The sequence below is a fragment of the Parapedobacter indicus genome (genome assembly GCF_900113765.1).
Lineage (GTDB): Bacteria > Bacteroidota > Bacteroidia > Sphingobacteriales > Sphingobacteriaceae > Parapedobacter > Parapedobacter indicus.
Genome location: NZ_FOQO01000002.1, coordinates 40,353 through 59,824, shown reverse-complemented (window position 1 = coordinate 59,824; position 19,472 = coordinate 40,353). Strand labels below are relative to the sequence as shown.

Genomic DNA, 19,472 nt, shown 5'->3' with positions numbered 1-19,472 from the left:
TTTACAGGCATGCAGGAAATTTACGTAGTCGCCGCTGTACGCACACCTATAGGAGGGTTTGGAGGGGGATTGTCTTCCCTGTCAGCCACCCAGTTGGGAGGAATTGCAATTGCGGAGGCGATAAGCCGCGGAGGGCTTTCGGCCCGTGATGTCCAAGAAGTTTATTTCGGTAATGTACTGTCTGCTAACTTAGGCCAAGCACCTGCCACTCAAGCAGCCAAATTTGCTGGACTGCCTGATATTCCTGCTACTACGGTAAATAAAGTATGTGCTTCGGGTGCTAAGGCTATCATGCTGGCTGCACAGAGCATCGCATTAGGCATAAACCACATCGTGGTAGCCGGGGGCATGGAAAGCATGAGCAATGTGCCCTATTATTTGGACAAGGCAAGAACCGGATACCGGCTGGGACATGGACAAGTCATCGATGGTTTGCTAAAAGATGGGCTTTGGGATGTTTATAACGATTTTCACATGGGGTCGGCGGCTGAGCTTTGTGCCGTTGAATGTGGTATTAGCCGTGAGGAGCAGGATGCTTATGCGATTGAATCCTATAGACGGTCGCAAGCCGCGCAGCATGCCGGTAAATTTAAAGATGAAATTGTCTCTGTTGAAGTGGTTGATCGAAAAGGAGCGGTGAACGTAGTTAGTGAGGATGAAGAAATCCACGCGGTGACGTTCGATAAGGTTCCGTTTTTAAAGCCGGTTTTCAAGAAAGATGGGACGGTAACCGCCGCCAATGCTTCCACACTTAACGACGGCGCGGCGGCGTTGATATTGGTCAGTGGAGCCAAATTGAAAGAGTTGGGATTGCGGCCATTGGCGCGTATATGTGGATATGCCGATGCCCAACAAGCTCCCGAATGGTTTACCACGGCGCCTGCCAAAGCAATTCCCCGTGCATTGCAACATGCAGGAGTCGAGTTGTCGGAAGTGGATTTTTATGAGATTAATGAGGCTTTTTCCGTCGTATCCATTGCAAATAACCGTAAACTTGGTTTATCGCCGGATAACGTGAATGTAAACGGCGGTGCCGTATCGCTGGGTCATCCATTGGGCGCGTCCGGAGCCCGCATCGTGGTGACACTGCTTTCGGTGTTGGCCCAAAACGGCGGCCGAATGGGGGTGGCAGGCATTTGCAACGGCGGCGGCGGAGCGAGTGCGTTGGTGTTGGAAAAAGTGTAAATGAAGATGAAGGTTCGACAATTGGTGTGGATAATCGGATTGGGTTGCTGGTTGATGCCTGCAAAGGGACAGTCGGTGGATCGCGCTGCCATGGAAACCATACAGGATAGCCTTATTGGGTTGGGCTATACCATCTACAACGAGCCGTCCGAACCGGAACGGCTAAAAGCGAATTTCACGTTTGTAAAAACATTGGTGTCGGCATTAAAGGTACCCAATTCCTATCAATTTGAATTTGATTCCCTTGCCATGGTATCCATACTCCGATCACCGGATGACAAATTCCGGGTGTTTTCCTGGCATGTTCCGTTAAACGACGGCTCTTACCTCTACTATGGCACCATCCAGTTAAATACACCCAATGGTGGCTTGAAAATGTATCCTTTGCTGGATAAAACGTATGAGATTGAGTCTCCCGAAAGGACAGTAACTACGGCAGCCAATTGGTATGGAGCACAATATTATCGCATCATACCATTCGGCGGTGAATATATTCTGCTGGGGTGGAAAGGGCACACAGCCCAGATGACACAAAAGGTGATTGAAGTGTTGACAATTGGCAACGAAGGTGTGAAATTGGGTAAGGCGATCTTTGACAGTGACAGTACGCGGGCCCAAACGCGAGCGATTTATCGTTATAGCCGGAATGCGCGCATGTATATGGATTACGACAGTACGGAAAACCGGATCGTGCTGGATCATTTAGCACCGCCCGATGTACAGGAAGAGGGGCAGTATGAACAATACGGACCGGATATGACGTACGATGCCTGGCAATTGCAGAACGGTGTATTGGTATTTATTCCAGATACCCCGATGCGGAATCCTGCGGCACCGGAAGATGATGAATATAACGATCCTCGAAAACCTGCCAACCATCCGAAAAGTGGGCTTTCTGCACAATAAATATAGGGTAGCTAGATGAAATTAATTTGGTAAACTTTCTGCCTAAGTCATAAAAAGTTTTTTTATTTGCAGCAGGTTATCCTAAATTATACTTGCCTTTTATGCACAAAATGAATATATTTTTATGGGATTTACGAATCACGAAGACCAACTGGATGCGCATCTGATTGAGCGCGGAGTCAGCACAAAACGGGTGTTTGACCATCCCGTGGGATTATTTGTACTTTTCTTTACCGAAATGTGGGAACGATTCAGTTATTATGGGATGAGGGCTTTGTTGACCTTGTTCCTTGTTTCTGAATTGGCGAAGGGGGGATGGGAATGGACCCGAGAAGACGCGATGCAGTTATACGGATGGTATACCGGGTTGGTTTACTTAACTCCGTTGATCGGTGGTTTCATCGCCGATAGGCTTACAGGCTACCGGAAGGCGGTTGTCCTGGGAGCGCTGATTATGACACTGGGACATGCCTCCATGGCGTTGGAAGGTGTAGGTTCCAGCTTTTTCTACATCGGTCTGGTATTAATGATTTTAGGGAATGGGCTATTTAAACCGAATATTTCTTCCATCGTGGGACAATTATACCCCGATAACAGCACCAAAAAAGATGCAGCTTACACCATTTTTTATATGGGGATTAATGCAGGCGCTTTTCTAGGAATGCTGCTTTGCGGGTATATCGGTGAAAAAATCGGCTGGCATTATGGATTTGGCTTGGCGGGTATATTCATGTTCTTTGGTATGCTGCAATTTTATTTTGCCCAGCGTATTTTTGGCGTGCTGGGTGAGTCGCCCAAAGAAACGCGTGAGCGAATAGCGGGCGAAAAACAGGTCAATGCCGTCGACGATTCCATCGAAAGCGAAACTTCTTCGCGTGTCGTGAGAGACCGACTGATTGTAATCATTGTTCTTTCTTTGTCGAGTATCTTTTTTTGGATGGCTTTTGAGCAAGCGGGCGGGTCCATGTCCATCTTTGCGAAAGATTATACCCAGCGGGTACTTGCAGGTAATGCAGCGCTTACCTTTAAATGGGTCGACGCTGCGTTAACACTTTTTCCATTGGTGATCGTCACGTGGGTGCTGTTTTCGCTGGCAAAGAAAATATTTTCCGAGTACCCAATTTCGATTCTGTTTACCGGACTGAGTTTCTTTGTCATTTGGTGTCTCGGTATATGGAAAGTATATCGTGAATTTAATGCATTGGAGACGGAAGTTGCTGCCTCCTGGTTTCAGATACTGAATTCGTTTTTCATCATTACATTGGCAACTCCATTCAGCAAAGTATGGGAAAAGGTATTTAATCCAACAGGGCCAGTTAAATTTGCGCTGGGATTAATCCTTCTTGGGATCGGTTTTGCCGTGTTGGGATATGGTAGTAAAGACATTCCTCAAGGAGCTGCTACCGCACAGGTCAGTATGATTTGGTTGGTTTTAGCCTATTTTTTCCATACCTCGGGTGAGTTGTGTCTTTCGCCCGTAGGGCTTTCCTACATGAGCAAGCTATCCCCACAGAAATTTGTGGGATTGATTTTCGGCGTATGGTTTGCATGCAGCGCAGTGGCCAATTGGCTGGCTGGTATGTCTGGCAGCTTGATTGACAAAATCAGCGAAACTTACTCACTTTCGACGTTCTTTTTGATTTTTGCTGTGATTCCTGGGCTTGCAGGGTTATTATTGATCTTGTTTTCTCCCATACTGAAACGGATGATGCATGGCATTCATTGATATTCCGTACCTTTACACGTAAAATTGAGAGTCAACGTGTCAGATAGTGTCGTTATCATCCCAACGTACAACGAAAAGGAAAACATCGAAAAGATCATCCGCAAGGTCTTTTCACTAGCGGTTGATTTTGATATATTGGTGGTAGATGATGGCTCGCCGGATGGGACAGGGATCATTGTTAAGCACTTGCAAAACGAATTTCCTGATCGGCTCTTCCTGGAAGAGCGCAAAGGGAAATCGGGCTTGGGAACAGCTTATATCCACGGTTTCCAATGGTGCCTGGCTAGGAATTACGCCTATATTTTCGAGATGGATGCAGATTTTTCCCACAATCCGGATGATCTTATTCGCCTGCGTGAAACGTGTGTGGTAGGAGCAGACATGGCCATCGGATCCCGGTATATCAAAGGCGTAAACGTCGTCAACTGGCCCATGAATCGCGTGTTGATGTCGTATTTTGCGTCGGGATATGTTCGGTGGATCACGGGGATTTCCGTGCGGGATGCCACGGCAGGCTTCGTTTGTTATCAACGCCACGTACTGGAAACGATACCGCTCGAACGGATTAAATTCGTCGGATATGCATTTCAGATCGAAATGAAATTCACAGCGATCAAATATGGATTTAAAGTGGTGGAAATACCGATTATCTTTACCGATCGTACCGAAGGAGAATCTAAAATGAGTACCCGTATTTTCAGAGAAGCTTTTTTCGGTGTCATCCAAATGAAAGTGAATAGTTGGTTCCGAAAATATAGCTGATAGCCGAAAGCTGATTACCGAAAGCTGATTACCGAAAGCGAAAAACATGAACGAAAATTTGGATCCGAATGCCGAAAGATTGTCGAATACGGAGCGCGAACTGGAAAAAGTACTCCGCCCCCAGGCCTTTGAAGATTTTACCGGCCAGCAAAAAATATTGGCAAATCTGAAGGTATTTGTGCAAGCAGCGAAATTGCGTGGCGAGGCACTTGACCACGTACTGCTGCATGGTCCGCCGGGTTTGGGTAAGACAACTCTTTCACACATCATTGCCAATGAAATGGGGTCGGGTATTAAAATTACTTCCGGACCGGTGCTAGATAAGCCAGGCGATTTAGCGGGCCTGCTTACAAATCTTGAGGAGGGTGATATTCTTTTCATCGATGAAATACACCGTTTAAGTCCGTTGGTGGAAGAATACCTTTATTCAGCTATGGAAGATTTCCGGATCGATATTATGCTTGAGACCGGCCCGAATGCACGATCCGTGCAAATTACCCTCAACCCGTTTACGTTGGTAGGAGCGACTACCCGGTCTGGGCTGCTTACGGCACCACTGCGTGCGAGGTTTGGTATTAATGCCCGACTGGAATACTATGATGCCAAGCTATTGACCACCATTGTGCTCCGGTCGGCCAGCATCCTTCGGACACCTATCACAGAAGAAGGGGCCTATGAAATCGCCCGTAGAAGCCGCGGTACACCCCGCATCGCGAACGCCTTGCTCCGGCGTACACGCGATTTCGCTCAAATCAAAGGAGACGGAAAAATTGACGTGCCCATTGCTCAGTATGCACTCAATGCACTCAATGTTGACGAACATGGCCTTGATGAAATGGACAATCGTATACTGCTTACTATTATTGAAAAGTTTAAGGGCGGTCCGGTAGGGATCAAGACCGTTGCAACGGCGGTGGGAGAAGACGAGGGGACTATTGAAGAAGTTTACGAACCCTTTTTAATACAGGAAGGATATTTAATGCGTACTTCGAGGGGCAGAGAATGTACAGAATTGGCCTATAGGCATTTGGGGAAAATAAATCCGGCAAAAGGGAATACACTTTTTTAATGCTTTTTGCGCAGAATGGTATAAGTATTGTTAGGTGATCCCTTGAAAAATTATCCGGTACGGTGAATCTATCGTTATGAGAAGAAGTTGCTTGATTGTATTGTTTGTTGTGGTCTTTCCTTATTTTGGTCGTGCGCAGTTTGGAAATGAATCGCCCATTCCTTATTTCCGTTATTCAGTATCAGCCGGTTTGGGCCCTACCCTGATGTATGGCGATTTGGAAAAACGGCAAGTCGGAGGAGCTGTATACTTGCGAGGCAATTATTTCCTCACACATGGAATCAGCCTCGGGCTGGAGTTGCAGGAAGGGCTGTTACGGGGGACGGACGAAGATAACGTAAGAAAGGCAACCAATCTATACCATGCCGCTATTTTGGGTGTCAATTTCCAACCCATTAAGTTTCTGCAGGACGACCACCTTCGGCGGATTGAATACCGTGAATCGTTCGGAAAGCGCGCACTTAATAGCGTATATATCGGTGCGGGTGTGGGCGCATTGTATAGCTTGCAGTGGGAGGGGCAGCGAAATGAGAAGCCCACAGGACCTAACAATAACAACAATACCATTCCGCAAGGACAACTTCTTTTGCAGGGAAGCCGGCAGGGGGTGAGTTACCTTGTAAATACCAACTTAGGAATTGAAATACCCCTGCATAACCTTAAACCGGATTTGCTTGATTCCTATATATGGAATCTGGTGGTTAATGGGCAGCTTAATTTTTCGTTAAACGACGAGTTGGACGGGTATAGCGGTGCTTACACGGGCAACGAGCACGACGATGTTTATGGGCTGTTTACCGTCGGTGTTAATCTACGGTTTTGATTTACTGAGCTTCGCCAATACTTTCTTTCCCCGGCTCTGCATGGCCGCCGATCCTTCACGTAATAGGTATTCGGTCTGTTGTTTCAATTCGTCTTTGATCCAATCAAATTCTGCAATCAGGTTGTAAAGAATGTCTAAGCAGTTGACCTGTACAGCCACAGGCGTACTTGTATCGATGAGCCATCCGAAAACCGTTTCTGCCAAGCGTTCGCGATCGGTCTGGAGATAGGCGTCACGGTAACTGTCCGGCGCCTTGGGATCGGTAATCATCATCAGTATTTTAGTGAAGTGGCGTTGGCAGCTGCGGTTTCGTTGATCTGGCAGCCTGGAGAGGAAATCTGCGAAAACCGATGAAAAGCGTTCCGGATAATAGGCTGCAATGTGCTCTAATACCCAGGCAGCACGGAAGGCTAAGGAATCATCCTGCTCATGGTAGGATAGCGCATGCCACCATGTCACCGGGATGGCTGTATCTGCAGCAAATACTGCCAAATCCGGTATTTTAATTTTTGCTTTCTTGGCGGTGAACGGGTCAAAAAGATTTTGCTTATCCATGCGTGCTGATAAACTGCAATAATAGGCAAAATATGCCAATGCATGAATAGCACCAAACAATCGAAATATTTTGCTGTTTATTGGGAAATTAAACTGTATGGACCTTCATTCCGGTCTTCCTTACTGGATTGTCAAGAACAAGTTGTTTGATTATTTCAACCCACTTCGCGCACCTTATACGGTTGACGTGGCAATCATCGGGTCGGGGATTACCGGTTCGCTGGTGGCGCACGAACTGTGTGAAGCGGGGATTCCTTGTGCCGTGTTTGACAAACGTACGATTGCCACCGGGAGTACGGCAGCCAGCACTTCGCAACTCCAATACGAAATTGATACACCGTTGTGCAAAATGGTGGATACTGTAGGCATGGATATGGCAGTGAAGGCTTACCATGCCAGCCTGCAATCCATTACTGATATCGAAAAAGTCTTTGACATCACGCGGGTACGCCCGGATTTCAGGCGAGTTTCCAGTATTTTCCTTGCCAGCGACCGCGGCGGGCTGCGCTTGCTCGAGCGGGAATACCAAATCCGAAAAAAACAGGATCTACCGGTAGATTTCCTGGATGCTGATGCGTTGTTTGCCGATCATCGGATCGACGGTCACGGTGCATTGAAGAATAGCGAGGCAGCGCAAATGGACTGTTACAAAGCGGCTACGGGGCTTCTTAAATACCATCTGAAGAAAAGTGGACTTACGCTTTTTTCGCATACGGACATCGTGGATTACGGGGAGAAGCCGAACGGATACGAGCTGTTGACCCGAGATGGAATACGGATCAGCTGCAAATATGTGGTCATTGCCGCTGGGTTTGAAGCAGGAAGGTTCCTGCCACGGCAGGTGATGAATCTGATTTCTACGTATGCGTTGGTATCGCAGCCGGTAGAACCGTCACTGCTTTGGCCTGAGCGAAGTCTGATTTGGGAAACAGCAAGTCCGTATTTCTACATGCGTACCACATTGGATAACCGCATGATGATCGGCGGCGAAGATGTGTCGTTTAGAAACCCCGAACGACGGGACCGCTTGCTGCGTTGGAAAATTAAGCGACTTGAAAAGAAATTTAAAGAAATTTACCCGGAGATTCCCTTCGCGGTAGACATGGCGTGGTGTGGAACCTTTAGTTCCACGGCCGATGGGCTTCCCTATATTGGTCTCTGGCCGGGCAGAAAGCGTATGTTCTTTGCCTTGGGATACGGAGGCAACGGAATCACTTTCAGCATGATTGCAGCTCAATTGATAAAAAATAAACTTAAGGGCATCAAAGACGATCGGGACAACGTATTTGGATTTAAACGGACAGGTAGGATTTGAAAAAGTTGGAAATTAAAAATGGAAATCTCCACTTTCAATTTCCAACTTTAATTTTCCACTAAATAAACCGGTTTATTATATTTTCAAATAGCTCCTGCTTGCCGCTGAGGATTTCCGGTTCTCCGGATGCTGCCGCGATATTGCGGAGATCAGCTAGCGTTAATTTGCCATTTTCAAAATCGTTGCCTTTTCCGGTATCAAAAGATGCATAGCGCTCGGCCCTCAGCTTGCGGTAGTCTGACTTCTGTAGGATATTGTCGGCCGTAACCAACGCGCGGGCAAAGGTGTCGGCACCGCCAATGTGCGCATGGAATAGGTCGGCACGATCTGTCGAATTGCGTCGTACTTTGGCATCAAAATTAATGCCGCCACCTCCAAAACCACCGGATTCGAGGATGATGAGCATGCATTCCGTGAGCTCATTGATATTATTCGGAAACTGATCCGTATCCCATCCATTCTGGTAGTCGCCTCGGTTGGCGTCCATTGAGCCGAGTAATCCGGCATCCGCAGCCACCTGCAACTCATGCTGGAACGTGTGTCCGGCGAGTGTTGCGTGGTTCACTTCCAGATTAAGCTTAAAGTCGTCAAGCAGGTCATACTGTCGGAGGAAACTGATCACCGTCGCCGCGTCGTAGTCGTATTGATGCTTTGTAGGTTCACAAGGTTTAGGCTCAATAAAAAATGTGCCTTTAAAACCTTGAGCACGAGCATAGTCCCGGGCGATGTGTAACATGCGCGCAAGGTGCTCTTGTTCCCGTTTCATGTCGGTATTCAGCAAAGTCATGTAACCTTCGCGACCTCCCCAGAATACATAATTTTCTCCGCCGAGGGCAATGGTAGCATCCAATGCCGTTTTGATCTGTGCACCTGCATGCGCGATAACCGCAAAATCGGGATTGGTGGCGGCTCCATTCATGTAGCGCTGGTGGGAAAACAAGTTGGCAGTACCCCATAGTAATTTCACCCCACTGGCGGTCTGCTTCTGCCCGGCATACTCCACCAAAGTCTGGAGCCGGCGTTCGTTTTCAGCGACATCATTTCCATAGTCAACCACATCTACGTCGTGGAAGCAATAATACGGCATTCCAATTTTCGTGAAAAACTCAAAAGCCGCATCCATCTTATCCTTCGCACGTTGAATGACATCGCTGTTTTCGTCCCAGGGAAAAAACAAGGTAGGTCCGCCGAACGGATCGGTACCATTGCCATTGAACGAGTGCCAGTAGGCTACGGCAAACCGCAGGTGTTCTTCCATGGTTTTGCCGGCAACAACTTTGCTGGCATCGTACCAGCGGTATGCAAACGGATTGTCCGATTCAGGACCTTCATATCCAATTTTACCGATCCCTTTAAAGTATTCTCTTTCGCCGATAAGTACGTTTGACATGTTCTTTTGTTTATTCGTTAATTTGTTAATTTATGAGGCGGTTGGTTCGCCGTTTTTTGAATTTTTCAATTCCTGGGTCAGTTGATCGTCAAGCAGTTGTTTCCATTCTTGGTATAATCCTTCGTAATAATCGGAGGTTTGCGGTTCGATGGTTTTCAGGGCTTTCAACTGGCTAAACGCTTCCTGCGGTGAGTTGAAAATACCCGCACCGATGCCTGCACCGAGGGCGGCACCGACGCTGCCATCGTTTTCATAGAGCTCAACGGGCACACCGGTGACGTCTACAAAAATTTCTGCAAATAGCTCGCTAAGGAACAGGTTAGCCTGCCCGGCACGGATAATGGACGGATTCATGCCGTTTTCACGGATGATATCAAGTCCATACCGGAATGCATAAGCAATACCTTCCTGCGATGCCCGGAATACATGGGAACGTCCATGGGCATTAAAATCGAGATCAATAAACCTTGCGCCGAGAATACGATTGTGAAGGATGCGTTCTGCACCATTGCCGAAAGGCAGGATTTTGAGGCCGTTGCTACCGGGACTTACGGCCTTGCCGATTGCATTCATCTGTCGGTAGTCGATGCCATGTCCGAAATGGTCCTTAACCCAACGGTTGAGGATACCGGTTCCGTTGATGCACAACAATACACCCGTCCGTGGTTCCTCTGCCGTGTAGTTGACATGAGCGAACGTATTTACCCGCGATGCAGGATCGTATACTAATTCATCACTTACTGCATAAATTACCCCGGATGTGCCCGCAGTGGCAGCAACTTCACCGGGCTGGAGCACATTGAGGGAGAGGGCATTGTTGGGCTGATCCCCCGCCTTGTACGAGACAGGGATGCCGGGCTTGAGTCCCAGCTGTTGGGCTACCTCGTTCCGTAACGTGCCATGCTCGCTAAACAGTGGTTTGATTTCAGGGAATATGGTTTCGTTAAACCCGAAATACTGTACGACGTCTTTTGAAATGCCATTGGCTTTGAAGTCCCAGAATACCCCTTCGGAAAGGGCCGATATGCTAGTGGTAGCGGAGCCGGTCAATTTGAGTGCGATATAATCGCCGGGAAGCATGATCTGGTGCGCCTTGGCGTAGGTATCCGGTTCATTTGCCTTTACCCAAGCCCATTTTGCCGCCGTAAAATTGCCGGGCGAATTGAGCAGGCGTTCCAATACATGATGTGGGCCCATATGCTCGAACGCCGTTTCGCCGATTTCCACAGCCCGACTGTCGCACCAGATAATGGAATTTCGTAGCGCGTCGCCGTTTTCATCAACCACCACCAATCCATGCATCTGATAGGCGATTCCAATTGCGCCGACATCCTGTGGTTTGAACGTGCCACCCGCTGTAAGTTTGCGAATCGCCAGTGTCGTCTGTTCCCACCACATATCCGGCGATTGTTCCGCCCAGCCAGGTATGACCGAAAGAATGTGGTTTTCCTGATCCTCCGGATAGCGGGTAGCCGCAATACAAGCCTGTGTATCTGCATCTACCACAGATATTTTTATAGATGAGGTGCCGATATCAATACCTAAGAGTAACATGGGGAAACTAATATAGGTTTCATAAAAATGCTAACGTTGGCATAAAGGTAGGTTATTCTTTGGGTATTTCCAAAATCTATCGTTATTTTGTTTACTTTTGGACACTAACCCGATTCGAATTTGAAAAAGATAACCATTTTAGATATCGCCAAGGAGCTTAACATCACCTTTTCCACGGTAGCCCGGGCACTTAATGATCACCCGGCCATTAGTGCGGCAACCAAAAAGGCCGTTCGTGAAACGGCGGATAGACTCGGATACCGGCCTAATAAAGTGGCTTCATCGCTACGTTCGGGTAAAACCAAGATCATCGGGGTTTTGGTGCCACGCTTGGATGTGAGTTTTTTTAGCTCGGTCGTGCATGGGATTGAGGGAGTAATGAACGAAAATGGGTATACCATCTTATTATATCAATCCCAAGAATCCGTTAAACAGGAAAATAAGGGCATCGATACTTTTTTGCGCTCGCGTGTGGATGGCATCATTGCTTCCATATCCCTGGAAACGGAGGGGCCGGGTGGATATGAGGAAGTGAAGGAGCGAAATATTCCGTTGGCTTTTTTTGACCGGGTGCCGCAGGGACTTGATGTACCCTCGGTTACCATCGATGACTATCGTGGTGGATTCATGGCCACCGAACACTTAATTAAGGCGGGGTACCGCCGGATTGTGCACATCAACGGATACCGGAATGTCCATATCTTCAACGAACGCCTGCGAGGTTATCTGGATGCCTTGACACAACACGGCCTTCCCATAGATGAAGACCTGATTGTCAAGGGCGACTTTTCGCTTGAATTTGGTCGCAAATGTGTGCGGGATTTATTGGCCAAGGGCACAGCCTTCGATGCAGTTTTTACGCTGGAAGATTTCACGGCCATGGGAGTGGTGCAGGAACTGAAGGCAGTTGGAAAACATGTTCCTAAAGAAGTAGGCGTAGTCGGATTTGCCAATGAAGCGTTTACGAGTTTGGTGAGCCCAGCGGTCTCCACATTGGATCAACGCACCGTTGAAATGGGGGAGGAGGTCGCTCAGCTGTTCCTTAGGCTACTCAAGAAGGGTAATTATTACAGCCACAAACCTGAGAAAATTGTGTTAATACCCAAGCTATTGGTCAGAGAGAGTTCGTCGCGATAAGGGGATAAAGATATGCTTACCTCGCTGGTTTACGTCAAATTGAGAGGTGCACATCGATAAATGGGTCAATGGTCGGTCGCGTTGTTATATACGAAGATCCCGTTGACAAGGGTGGCTTTGATAGTAAGCTTTTCATCAAATATAACAATATCAGCGTCTTTTCCAATGGCGAGCAAACCTTTCTTGTCGTGTATACCCAAAATCCGTGCGGGAGTAGCCGTAATCATCTGAATGGCTTCCGGGAGGTCGACTCCAGCAAGTTGAACCATGTTGCGGACAAGCCGGTCGGCTGTGGCTACGCTTCCCGCGAAGGAGCTACGATCGGGCAGTTTTGCCACCCCATCTTCAACGATAACCTTCAATCCGGTATCCCTGTTGCCGAGTACACTTTCTCCGGGAGGCATTCCGGCGCCTCGCATGGCATCGGTAATCAAGGCAGTGCGATGCGCTCCCTTGAACTTGTGTGCCATTTTGAGTAGCGACGCCGGCAGGTGGATGCCGTCTGCGATGATTTCGACATCCATTTCATCAAGTAGGTAGGCAGCTTCAATGACACCGGCATAACGGAAGCATTCCCGGCGTGTCACACCGGACATGCCCGAGTACAGATGTGTGGCCAATGTATATCCATTTTCTACGGCTTCTACCACATCTTCATAGATGGCATCGGTATGGGCTACCGCCGCCAGTACACCCTGCGATCGCAGGTAGCGCCCGAATTCGAGTGCCCCTGGCAATTCGGGCGCAGCGCTCCACCGCCGGATGTGCGAAGAAGCCGCAAGGATTTCCCGGTATTCCGCCGGGTCCGGATTGCGGATGTATTTCGGATCCTGCGCCCCGCGCTGACTGAGCGCAAAATAAGGTCCTTCGAGATGCAGTCCAACGAATTGTGCACCGCGACTATTCCGGCGATCTGCCCGCTCGTATACTTCCAGTGTTTTAAGCAGATCAGCCTTCTCTGCGGTGAGTGTGGTAGGGCACAACGCTGTCGTGCCATAGCGGGCGTGCGTTTCCGCGATCGCGAGGTAGGCCTCCACCGTATTGTCCATAAAATCATGACCACCACCGCCGTGTACGTGCAGGTCGATGAAACCGGGGGATACATAGTGGCCACCGGCGTCGAGGATTTCGGCATGGGGCACGTCGATATCACCTTGGCGGATATCGGCGATTTTACCGTCCATCACCAGTATGCAGCAATTGTCAAGGATGCGGTAGGGCATGATGGCCTTGCCGTTGATTATTTTTGTGTTCATCTTCAGATCCATTTTTTTATCCGGTACCCCCTGAACGCATAGAAAATAAGGTATACGTAGCAGGGTACCAATACCCAGTATCCGTCGCGCAATGAGTGGCTGTCTGCCAGGTATCCGTACAGCAGCGGTAGGAGTGCATTTCCGCAGAGGCCCATGATCAGGATGGAGCCGCCGAGTTTCGTAAAGCGCCCCAGGCCGTCCAACGCCAGGGGCCATATACCAGCCCACACCAAGGAGTTGGCCAGGCCCAACAGTACTACGAACCATATCGATACATGCGTCTCGTGTCCCAACAGTCGGATAGTGCCGGTGGCAAAGAGTATACCGAAAGAAAAGATCAGTCCGAGCACTGTGCAAAGCCGCAGAGCGGTGAGCTGACTGAACAATCGGGGTGTGCAGACAATGCCGATCAGGTAGCCGATGATGGTAGCCGAAAGTGTATAGGAAGGAAATGACTTGGCCTCCAACAAGTCGATGTCCATCGAGCCGGCGTAGCCAATAATGGTATCAATGGCAATGACCTGCGTGCCTACATGAAGGAAAATAGCCACAGCACCGAGGATAAGATGTGGAAACTGAAAGATGCTGGTCCGGCCTGCATTGACAGACGCCACCGCTTCCGTTTCATGCTCGGTGTCGATTTCGGGTAGCGATGAGTATCGTACCACCAGCCCAAGTGTAAGAAGTACCACGCTTACGCAACTGTAAGGCACGATGACGCGCCGGATGAGTGCATCGAGCGTCTGTGCACGTGTTTGATCGTCCATCAACGGAATCTGGCTGAATAGCTCACCGTCCGTCGGGCGGAGGATGACGGCAGCAAAAACCAATGGAGCTAGGATGCCGGCTCCCTTGTTGCAGATGCCCATGATGCTGATGCGCTGGGTAGCACGTTCCTGCGGACCCAGCACCGTGATATACGGATTGGCAGCTGTTTGCAGTACCGCTAAACCCGCACCGAGCGTAAATAAGCCCAGTAGGAAAAATTCATAGGTCCTTACCATCGCGGCAGGGACAAAAATAGCCGCCCCCAGGGCCATCATCCAAAAACCGGCCATCATCCCTTTTTTGAAGCCAACCCGTTTCAACAGGTAAGCGGAAGGCACGGACATTACAAAGTAGGCGATGTAGAAGGCAAAAGCAACCAAATACGATTGGAAGTGGTTCAGCTCGCAGGCAATCTTGAAATACGGGATGAGTATCGCGTTGACCCACGATACGAAGCCGAAAATAAAAAACAGCATCCCGATGATAAAAATCGAGCTATAGGTCTGTCGTTTGGTGAGTGATGCAGCAGTCGTTGCTATAGGCATAATTTGGTTTTATCTTGACAAGACGGCCGCTACCCTTCAATCGGATAACAGCCGTCTAGGTAATTACTGATCGCTAAGTAGTTTTGCAGATTCCCGGTCTAGGAAAAAGCTACAATCCGAATGCTGCTGTAAGATACTAGCGGGATACTGGTTGCTCACGGGCCGCTCTAAACTGTCTTTTACGGCTTGAGCTTTCCGTGCATCGGGTACCGAACAGATGATATGCGCTGATTTCATGATCTGGCGTACCGACATACTGATGGCTTGCCGCGGTACGTCGTCTACAGATGCAAACCAACCTTCGTTGTATTGCTGAGCCCGGCAGGGACCGTCAAGATTGACCACCAGATACGGTTGATCGGTGTCGAAATCTGCGGGTGGATCATTGAAGGCGAGGTGTCCGTTTTCGCCAATTCCCACCAGGGCAACATCAATGGGATGTTGCTGGATAAGCTGTCCCAGCCGCTCGGTTTCGGCTTCCGGGGTGGTTTCTCCGTCGATGAGGTATGCAGCTTTCAAAGGAGGCATCTGTTCGAGAAAACGCTCTTTTAAGTATTTGCGGAAACTGGCCTTGTGTGTAATGGGTAAGCCGATGTACTCATCAAGGTGGAACATGGTCACTGCAGACCAATCGATACCTTCTTCGGCAATCAATTGCTTGATCGTCTCGAACTGGCTCGTTCCCGTTGCCAGGATGATGTTGGCTGTTCCTTTTTGGGCAATGGTTTCGCGGATAATGGCCGCTGCTGCAGCTCCCGCCGCTTTACCTAATTCTTGTGTGTTTGAAAAAATATGAATATTCATTAGTATATTGAGTGTAATTATGCTAAGATGACATCAGTGTTTGCGCCTTTTTCAAGAGAAATATCCACGGGCTGGTTCGTTTTCCAGGCACCGTTGGTGAAGTCCGGGATGTCGATGGGTGCGCTTCGGTTGGCGGATGACCATTCGCTGAGGGGGCCGACAACGCTCCATGTCGCAGCGTCGTAAACATCCATATCCACGGGAAGGCCATTCCGCAGGCAGTCGATGAGGCGCCAATCCATCAAGAAGTCCATACCACCGTGCCCACCTACTTTTTTGGCCAGATCACCTACTTTCCGAACGATAGGCGGTGTATATTGCGCTTCCAGTTTGGCGAATTCCGCTTCGTCCAACCATCCCTCGTGTCCCGTAGCAATGCGAGGTGGGAGTGGGTATTTCTGTGCAGTTGCCTTCGTGCCACTCAGCAGGTGAATACGTGAGTAGGGGCGTGGAGAAGAGACGTCGTGCTGGAGCAGTATGGTCCGTCCCTTTGCGGTACGGATGGTGCTGGAGTTCATGTTGCTTCTGGAAGTCGGCCCGACATGGCTGCGCAATTCCGGATGTTCCTTTGCTGCTTCTTCAATGCGTTGCTTCAGCATGAAATCGTCAGACGCCATCGACGTCATGTATTCGAGGCGGTCGCCGCGGTTGATGTCCATGGCCTGACAAATCGGTCCGAGACCGTGCGTGGGGTAAAGATTGCCATTACGATGGGTGTTTTCTTCCAGCCGCCAAAAGTTATAGCGTTTTGTAGGGTCAACCAAACTGTCCAAGATATCATGGATATAGGCTCCTTCGCCGTGGATCAGTTCGCCGAAAAAACCTTGCCGAATCATGTTGAGTGTAAGAAGCTCAAAGAAGTCATAGCAACAATTTTCAAGAATTACACAGTGCTTGCGCGTCCGTTCGGAAGTCTCCACCAGCTTCCAGCAGTCTTCCACGGAGGTTGCCGCCGGAATTTCTGTGGCCACGTGCTTCCCATGTTCCATCGCATAGAGCGCGATGGGCGCATGCAGCTTCCAATGGGTGGCAATGTAGATGAGATCGATGTCTTCGCGTTCGCAGAGTTCCTTCCACGAATTTTCGTCGGTCGTGTATAAGGTCGCCTCATGCCCCGGCCGCTGGATGCGCTGCTTGGCGGCTTCGGCCTTTTCGGGTCTGACATCGGCAATTCCTTGGATGGAGACACCTTGGATATAGCTCATCCGCTGCACGGCGGCAGACCCGCGGTTGCCAACCCCGACAAAACCGATACGCACATTTTCCAAAGGAGGGGCGGCGTAACCACACATATTGAATTGCTTCGTGTGCGATTGGTTTGCCTGTTGGCGGATGTGCGACAGCGGCTCTTCTGTAGCCTTGGTATTTTCCGCGCAGGCTACCCCGAGCAGGGAGGTGCTAAATAGTCCCGCACCTGCGAGACCGGATTGTTTCAGAAACGTTCTTCTATTTGACATGTTTATTGACTTTTAATACCCGTGGGCTTATTGTTTATCAGCGAGGGCCGACCAAGGTTCAATTTGTGTGATATTTTTCGATGTCAGCGCAGTATAGCATTGGGGTAAGTCGAATTGGGCTAATACTCCGGGAATCAAGGCAGACAGGGGCCAATTGTATCGTTCACTTTGGGCGATATCCGCGTAGCTGGTAGGCGCATTCTTCAACGTTACCTGTGTAACGCCATCTGCCAATAAGGCGGCAAACGTAGCCGGGATGGCTCCCCAGCCCTTACCCACCAAATGAATATTTGTATGCCCGACAGACTTCAGTAGGTTAACTACCTGGAGTACGTCGTAAGTTCGCTGCCCGGCGTAGGGGTAATCGATCATCAGACCATGTACCGCGTAAAAGTAATCGCTTCCATAAGGCGTGTCAAATCCCCGGTTTGTGGTGTTAGGTTCCGATTCACCGATACCGCGTACGTCACATGCATAGAAGGCGGTGTCCGGGTGTTGAGTGATCAACTCCTTGACCAGTGGTTCGACACGGAGTTCCGCATCTGACGAACGGTGAGCAACATACAGGATCGCCGGATTTTGCTGGACGGGAAGGCGCGAGTAGTGTGGCTCGTTACGAAGCAAATAAAGTAAGGAAAAAATCCCTTCCTCCGTTTCAACTGCGTAATGTGCTGAATACTTAGTCGGATAAGACCGGTCGCCCGGACTTCGTAATATTCTGTAATCGGGCACTCGGTCAATAAGCGGGCACTTCAAACCCTTCAATACCGTTGTCTTGAGCGCTTCGCTTGTAGGGGTTTGCCTTTTTTTCGTTAACGTGATAGCTCGTTCATGAATGAATTGGTGAATCGTTTTTGAACCCAGTGCCCTGACCTGTCCCCGGGGTGTGCATTGTAGCGTTTTGTCCGTTTCGATGGTGAGGGCAGGTTCAAGGTGTTCGGTCGACAAGCGAGTGAACCGATTGAACCACCCATACATCGCCTCCCGGTTTCCCTTGGAATAACCATGGTAATCCGATCCGATGTGGCATTGGATTTTGTCTTCTGCACCCAGCAGTTTGTACAAATGTTTTAGGCGTTCAAAAGCTTCAAGAGCACCACGGACATCAAAAAAGTCTTTTTCTTGGGACAGGATAATCACGGGCTTAGGGGCCATCGCTGCTAGAAAATCGCTGTGATCTAATCCTTGGGCAATTGCGTTGGGTGGGCATTGTTCCGCATCGGCTGCCTCTTCATTTTCCAGATTGCGCCTCCACGTGGTAATGTAACATCCCGGTGCGGCCATGGTGATACGGGGATCGACTCCGCACAGTAACGCGGTTTGCGTACCTCCCCCGGAATTCCCTGTTACGCCAACGTGTTTTGGGTCCACTTCGGGTCTGCTTAGCAAGTAGTCCAAGGCACGAATTCCATCCCATGCAAACCAGTGACTGAGTGAACTTCCATTTAGCGTCAACTGATTGCCTATGTAATTATGCTCTTCCGTGCCGATTCGCATAAGGGGTTTGAGGTTCTCATCGACGTATTGCAATCGCTCTCCCTGTCCTACAGGATCGAATATCAGCACCACATACCCCTTTTTGACGAGTCCTTGGCAAAACGACTGGTAGGCAGCAGAAGCCTTTCCGTTGTCGCTATGTCCGCATGTACCCAATACGCCAGGCAACGGATGTTTCTGGTTAGTAGGAAGGTATAAATTTGCGGTCACCAGAAAATTTGGTCGGCTTTCAAAGACCACTTTTTCGATTACATAGCCTTCCCGTTCCACCTTTCCCAGTGTTTGGGCATTGAGAGGTGTTTTTTCCGGCCATGGACCCAATATGGTGTTGATTTTGCTTCGGACGTTTTCGATGTATTTTTCCGCGTCTTCCTTCGTCTTTAGTCCATTTCTTATCGCGTTGCTTTGGTGTTCTTTTTTGCGAAGGTAGCTTACCATGTATTCTTGCATGACACGCGGGAAGCGGTTGAGGCGTTCCAGCACCGATTTGTCGCTGTCGGGGATTGCTTCTATCCCAGCCCCGGCAGCAGATGGAGAAGACAAATGAGGGGAGGTATGCGCGGTTAAAGCCGTAAACCCTCCAATGCTTGCCATTTTTAGGAAATCTCGTCGGTTGTTATACGTTTTCATATGGTTGTTCGTCGAATCTGAGCCCTTTGTTTGAATAACTGGTTTTACCAAATTGGTATCTCAAAAGTATCGATAGCGTGCCTTGAATACAAC

Annotated in this window: 16 protein-coding genes; 8 read left to right on the top strand and 8 right to left on the bottom strand. The window is 49.2% G+C overall.

What is annotated here, in order from left to right; translation table 11 throughout:
• Window positions 1-9 precede the first annotated feature (9 nt).
• The 6 genes from BMZ56_RS04020 to BMZ56_RS03995 all read left to right on the top strand — a co-directional run bounded on the left by BMZ56_RS04020 (window position 10) and on the right by BMZ56_RS03995 (window position 6,471).
• Complete coding sequence (locus tag BMZ56_RS04020; RefSeq protein ID WP_090624566.1) at window positions 10-1,185, top strand: acetyl-CoA C-acyltransferase; 1,176 nt, start codon at window positions 10-12, stop codon at window positions 1,183-1,185.
• 6 nt (window positions 1,186-1,191) lie between these two features.
• Window positions 1,192-2,091, top strand: coding sequence for a hypothetical protein (locus BMZ56_RS04015; RefSeq protein ID WP_143072846.1), 900 nt, complete (start codon window positions 1,192-1,194; stop codon window positions 2,089-2,091).
• Window positions 2,092-2,215: 124 nt separating this feature from the next.
• Window positions 2,216-3,817, top strand: coding sequence for a peptide MFS transporter (locus tag BMZ56_RS04010; protein ID WP_090624562.1), 1,602 nt, complete (start codon window positions 2,216-2,218; stop codon window positions 3,815-3,817).
• A gap of 36 nt (window positions 3,818-3,853) precedes the next feature.
• The gene (locus BMZ56_RS04005; protein WP_090624560.1) at window positions 3,854-4,579 is read left to right on the top strand and encodes a polyprenol monophosphomannose synthase; all 726 of its coding nucleotides are present in this window, start codon (window positions 3,854-3,856) and stop codon (window positions 4,577-4,579) included.
• A gap of 46 nt (window positions 4,580-4,625) precedes the next feature.
• On the top strand, window positions 4,626-5,648 hold the full coding sequence (gene ruvB, locus BMZ56_RS04000; RefSeq protein WP_090624558.1) for a Holliday junction branch migration DNA helicase RuvB: 1,023 nt from the start codon (window positions 4,626-4,628) through the stop codon (window positions 5,646-5,648).
• A gap of 76 nt (window positions 5,649-5,724) precedes the next feature.
• Window positions 5,725-6,471, top strand: coding sequence for a hypothetical protein (locus BMZ56_RS03995; RefSeq protein ID WP_143072845.1), 747 nt, complete (start codon window positions 5,725-5,727; stop codon window positions 6,469-6,471).
• Here BMZ56_RS03995 and BMZ56_RS03990 read toward each other — a convergent pair.
• On the bottom strand, window positions 6,460-7,026 hold the full coding sequence (locus tag BMZ56_RS03990; RefSeq protein ID WP_090624554.1) for a HEAT-like fold family protein: 567 nt from the start codon (window positions 7,024-7,026) through the stop codon (window positions 6,460-6,462). The two genes, BMZ56_RS03995 and BMZ56_RS03990, sit on opposite strands and share 12 nt — an antisense overlap.
• A gap of 97 nt (window positions 7,027-7,123) precedes the next feature.
• On the opposite strand from BMZ56_RS03990, the gene BMZ56_RS03985 reads away from it, so the two are divergent.
• Window positions 7,124-8,341 (top strand): NAD(P)/FAD-dependent oxidoreductase, encoded by a 1,218-nt coding sequence (locus BMZ56_RS03985; RefSeq protein ID WP_090624552.1) that lies wholly within the window; start codon window positions 7,124-7,126, stop codon window positions 8,339-8,341.
• 58 nt (window positions 8,342-8,399) lie between these two features.
• Here BMZ56_RS03985 and xylA read toward each other — a convergent pair whose 3' ends face one another.
• Together xylA and BMZ56_RS03975 are read right to left on the bottom strand one after the other, a co-directional pair.
• The gene (gene xylA, locus BMZ56_RS03980; protein ID WP_090624550.1) at window positions 8,400-9,731 is read right to left on the bottom strand and encodes a xylose isomerase; all 1,332 of its coding nucleotides are present in this window, start codon (window positions 9,729-9,731) and stop codon (window positions 8,400-8,402) included.
• Between the two features lie 30 nt (window positions 9,732-9,761).
• Window positions 9,762-11,285, bottom strand: a complete 1,524-nt coding sequence (locus tag BMZ56_RS03975; RefSeq protein ID WP_090624548.1) for a xylulokinase — start codon at window positions 11,283-11,285, stop codon at window positions 9,762-9,764.
• 120 nt (window positions 11,286-11,405) lie between these two features.
• On the opposite strand from BMZ56_RS03975, the gene BMZ56_RS03970 reads away from it, so the two are divergent.
• Window positions 11,406-12,422, top strand: a complete 1,017-nt coding sequence (locus BMZ56_RS03970; RefSeq protein ID WP_090624546.1) for a LacI family DNA-binding transcriptional regulator — start codon at window positions 11,406-11,408, stop codon at window positions 12,420-12,422.
• A 65-nt stretch (window positions 12,423-12,487) separates the two neighbouring features.
• Here BMZ56_RS03970 and nagA read toward each other — a convergent pair whose 3' ends face one another.
• The 5 genes from nagA to BMZ56_RS03945 form a co-directional block, all read right to left on the bottom strand.
• Window positions 12,488-13,678: an N-acetylglucosamine-6-phosphate deacetylase gene (gene nagA / locus BMZ56_RS03965; RefSeq protein ID WP_090625765.1), complete on the bottom strand. Its 1,191-nt coding sequence runs from the start codon at window positions 13,676-13,678 to the stop codon at window positions 12,488-12,490.
• A gap of 2 nt (window positions 13,679-13,680) precedes the next feature.
• Complete coding sequence (locus tag BMZ56_RS03960; protein ID WP_090624544.1) at window positions 13,681-14,991, bottom strand: sugar MFS transporter; 1,311 nt, start codon at window positions 14,989-14,991, stop codon at window positions 13,681-13,683.
• Between the two features lie 63 nt (window positions 14,992-15,054).
• Entirely contained in the window at window positions 15,055-15,795 is a 741-nt protein-coding gene (locus tag BMZ56_RS03955; RefSeq protein WP_090624541.1) for a glucosamine-6-phosphate deaminase, read from the bottom strand.
• 17 nt (window positions 15,796-15,812) lie between these two features.
• Entirely contained in the window at window positions 15,813-17,252 is a 1,440-nt protein-coding gene (locus BMZ56_RS03950) for a Gfo/Idh/MocA family protein (protein WP_090624539.1), read from the bottom strand.
• 27 nt (window positions 17,253-17,279) lie between these two features.
• Window positions 17,280-19,343, bottom strand: coding sequence for an alpha/beta hydrolase (locus BMZ56_RS03945; RefSeq protein WP_218146457.1), 2,064 nt, complete (start codon window positions 19,341-19,343; stop codon window positions 17,280-17,282).
• Window positions 19,344-19,472: the final 129 nt, after the last annotated feature.

What these genes read in the sequence shown, in the direction of transcription:
- ruvB (WP_090624558.1), top strand. Translation starts at nt 4,626, where the DNA reads ATGAACGAAAATTTGGATCCGAATGCCGAAAGATTGTCGAATACGGAG.
- BMZ56_RS03945 (WP_218146457.1), bottom strand. Translation starts at nt 19,343, where the DNA reads ATGGCAAGCATTGGAGGGTTTACGGCTTTAACCGCGCATACCTCCCCT.
- BMZ56_RS04020 (WP_090624566.1), top strand. Translation starts at nt 10, where the DNA reads ATGCAGGAAATTTACGTAGTCGCCGCTGTACGCACACCTATAGGAGGG.
- BMZ56_RS03985 (WP_090624552.1), top strand. Translation starts at nt 7,124, where the DNA reads ATGGACCTTCATTCCGGTCTTCCTTACTGGATTGTCAAGAACAAGTTG.
- BMZ56_RS03950 (WP_090624539.1), bottom strand. Translation starts at nt 17,252, where the DNA reads ATGTCAAATAGAAGAACGTTTCTGAAACAATCCGGTCTCGCAGGTGCG.
- BMZ56_RS03955 (WP_090624541.1), bottom strand. Translation starts at nt 15,795, where the DNA reads ATGAATATTCATATTTTTTCAAACACACAAGAATTAGGTAAAGCGGCG.
- BMZ56_RS04015 (WP_143072846.1), top strand. Translation starts at nt 1,192, where the DNA reads ATGAAGGTTCGACAATTGGTGTGGATAATCGGATTGGGTTGCTGGTTG.
- BMZ56_RS03990 (WP_090624554.1), bottom strand. Translation starts at nt 7,026, where the DNA reads ATGGATAAGCAAAATCTTTTTGACCCGTTCACCGCCAAGAAAGCAAAA.
- BMZ56_RS03995 (WP_143072845.1), top strand. Translation starts at nt 5,725, where the DNA reads ATGAGAAGAAGTTGCTTGATTGTATTGTTTGTTGTGGTCTTTCCTTAT.
- BMZ56_RS03975 (WP_090624548.1), bottom strand. Translation starts at nt 11,285, where the DNA reads ATGTTACTCTTAGGTATTGATATCGGCACCTCATCTATAAAAATATCT.
- BMZ56_RS04010 (WP_090624562.1), top strand. Translation starts at nt 2,216, where the DNA reads ATGGGATTTACGAATCACGAAGACCAACTGGATGCGCATCTGATTGAG.
- BMZ56_RS03960 (WP_090624544.1), bottom strand. Translation starts at nt 14,991, where the DNA reads ATGCCTATAGCAACGACTGCTGCATCACTCACCAAACGACAGACCTAT.
- xylA (WP_090624550.1), bottom strand. Translation starts at nt 9,731, where the DNA reads ATGTCAAACGTACTTATCGGCGAAAGAGAATACTTTAAAGGGATCGGT.
- nagA (WP_090625765.1), bottom strand. Translation starts at nt 13,678, where the DNA reads ATGAACACAAAAATAATCAACGGCAAGGCCATCATGCCCTACCGCATC.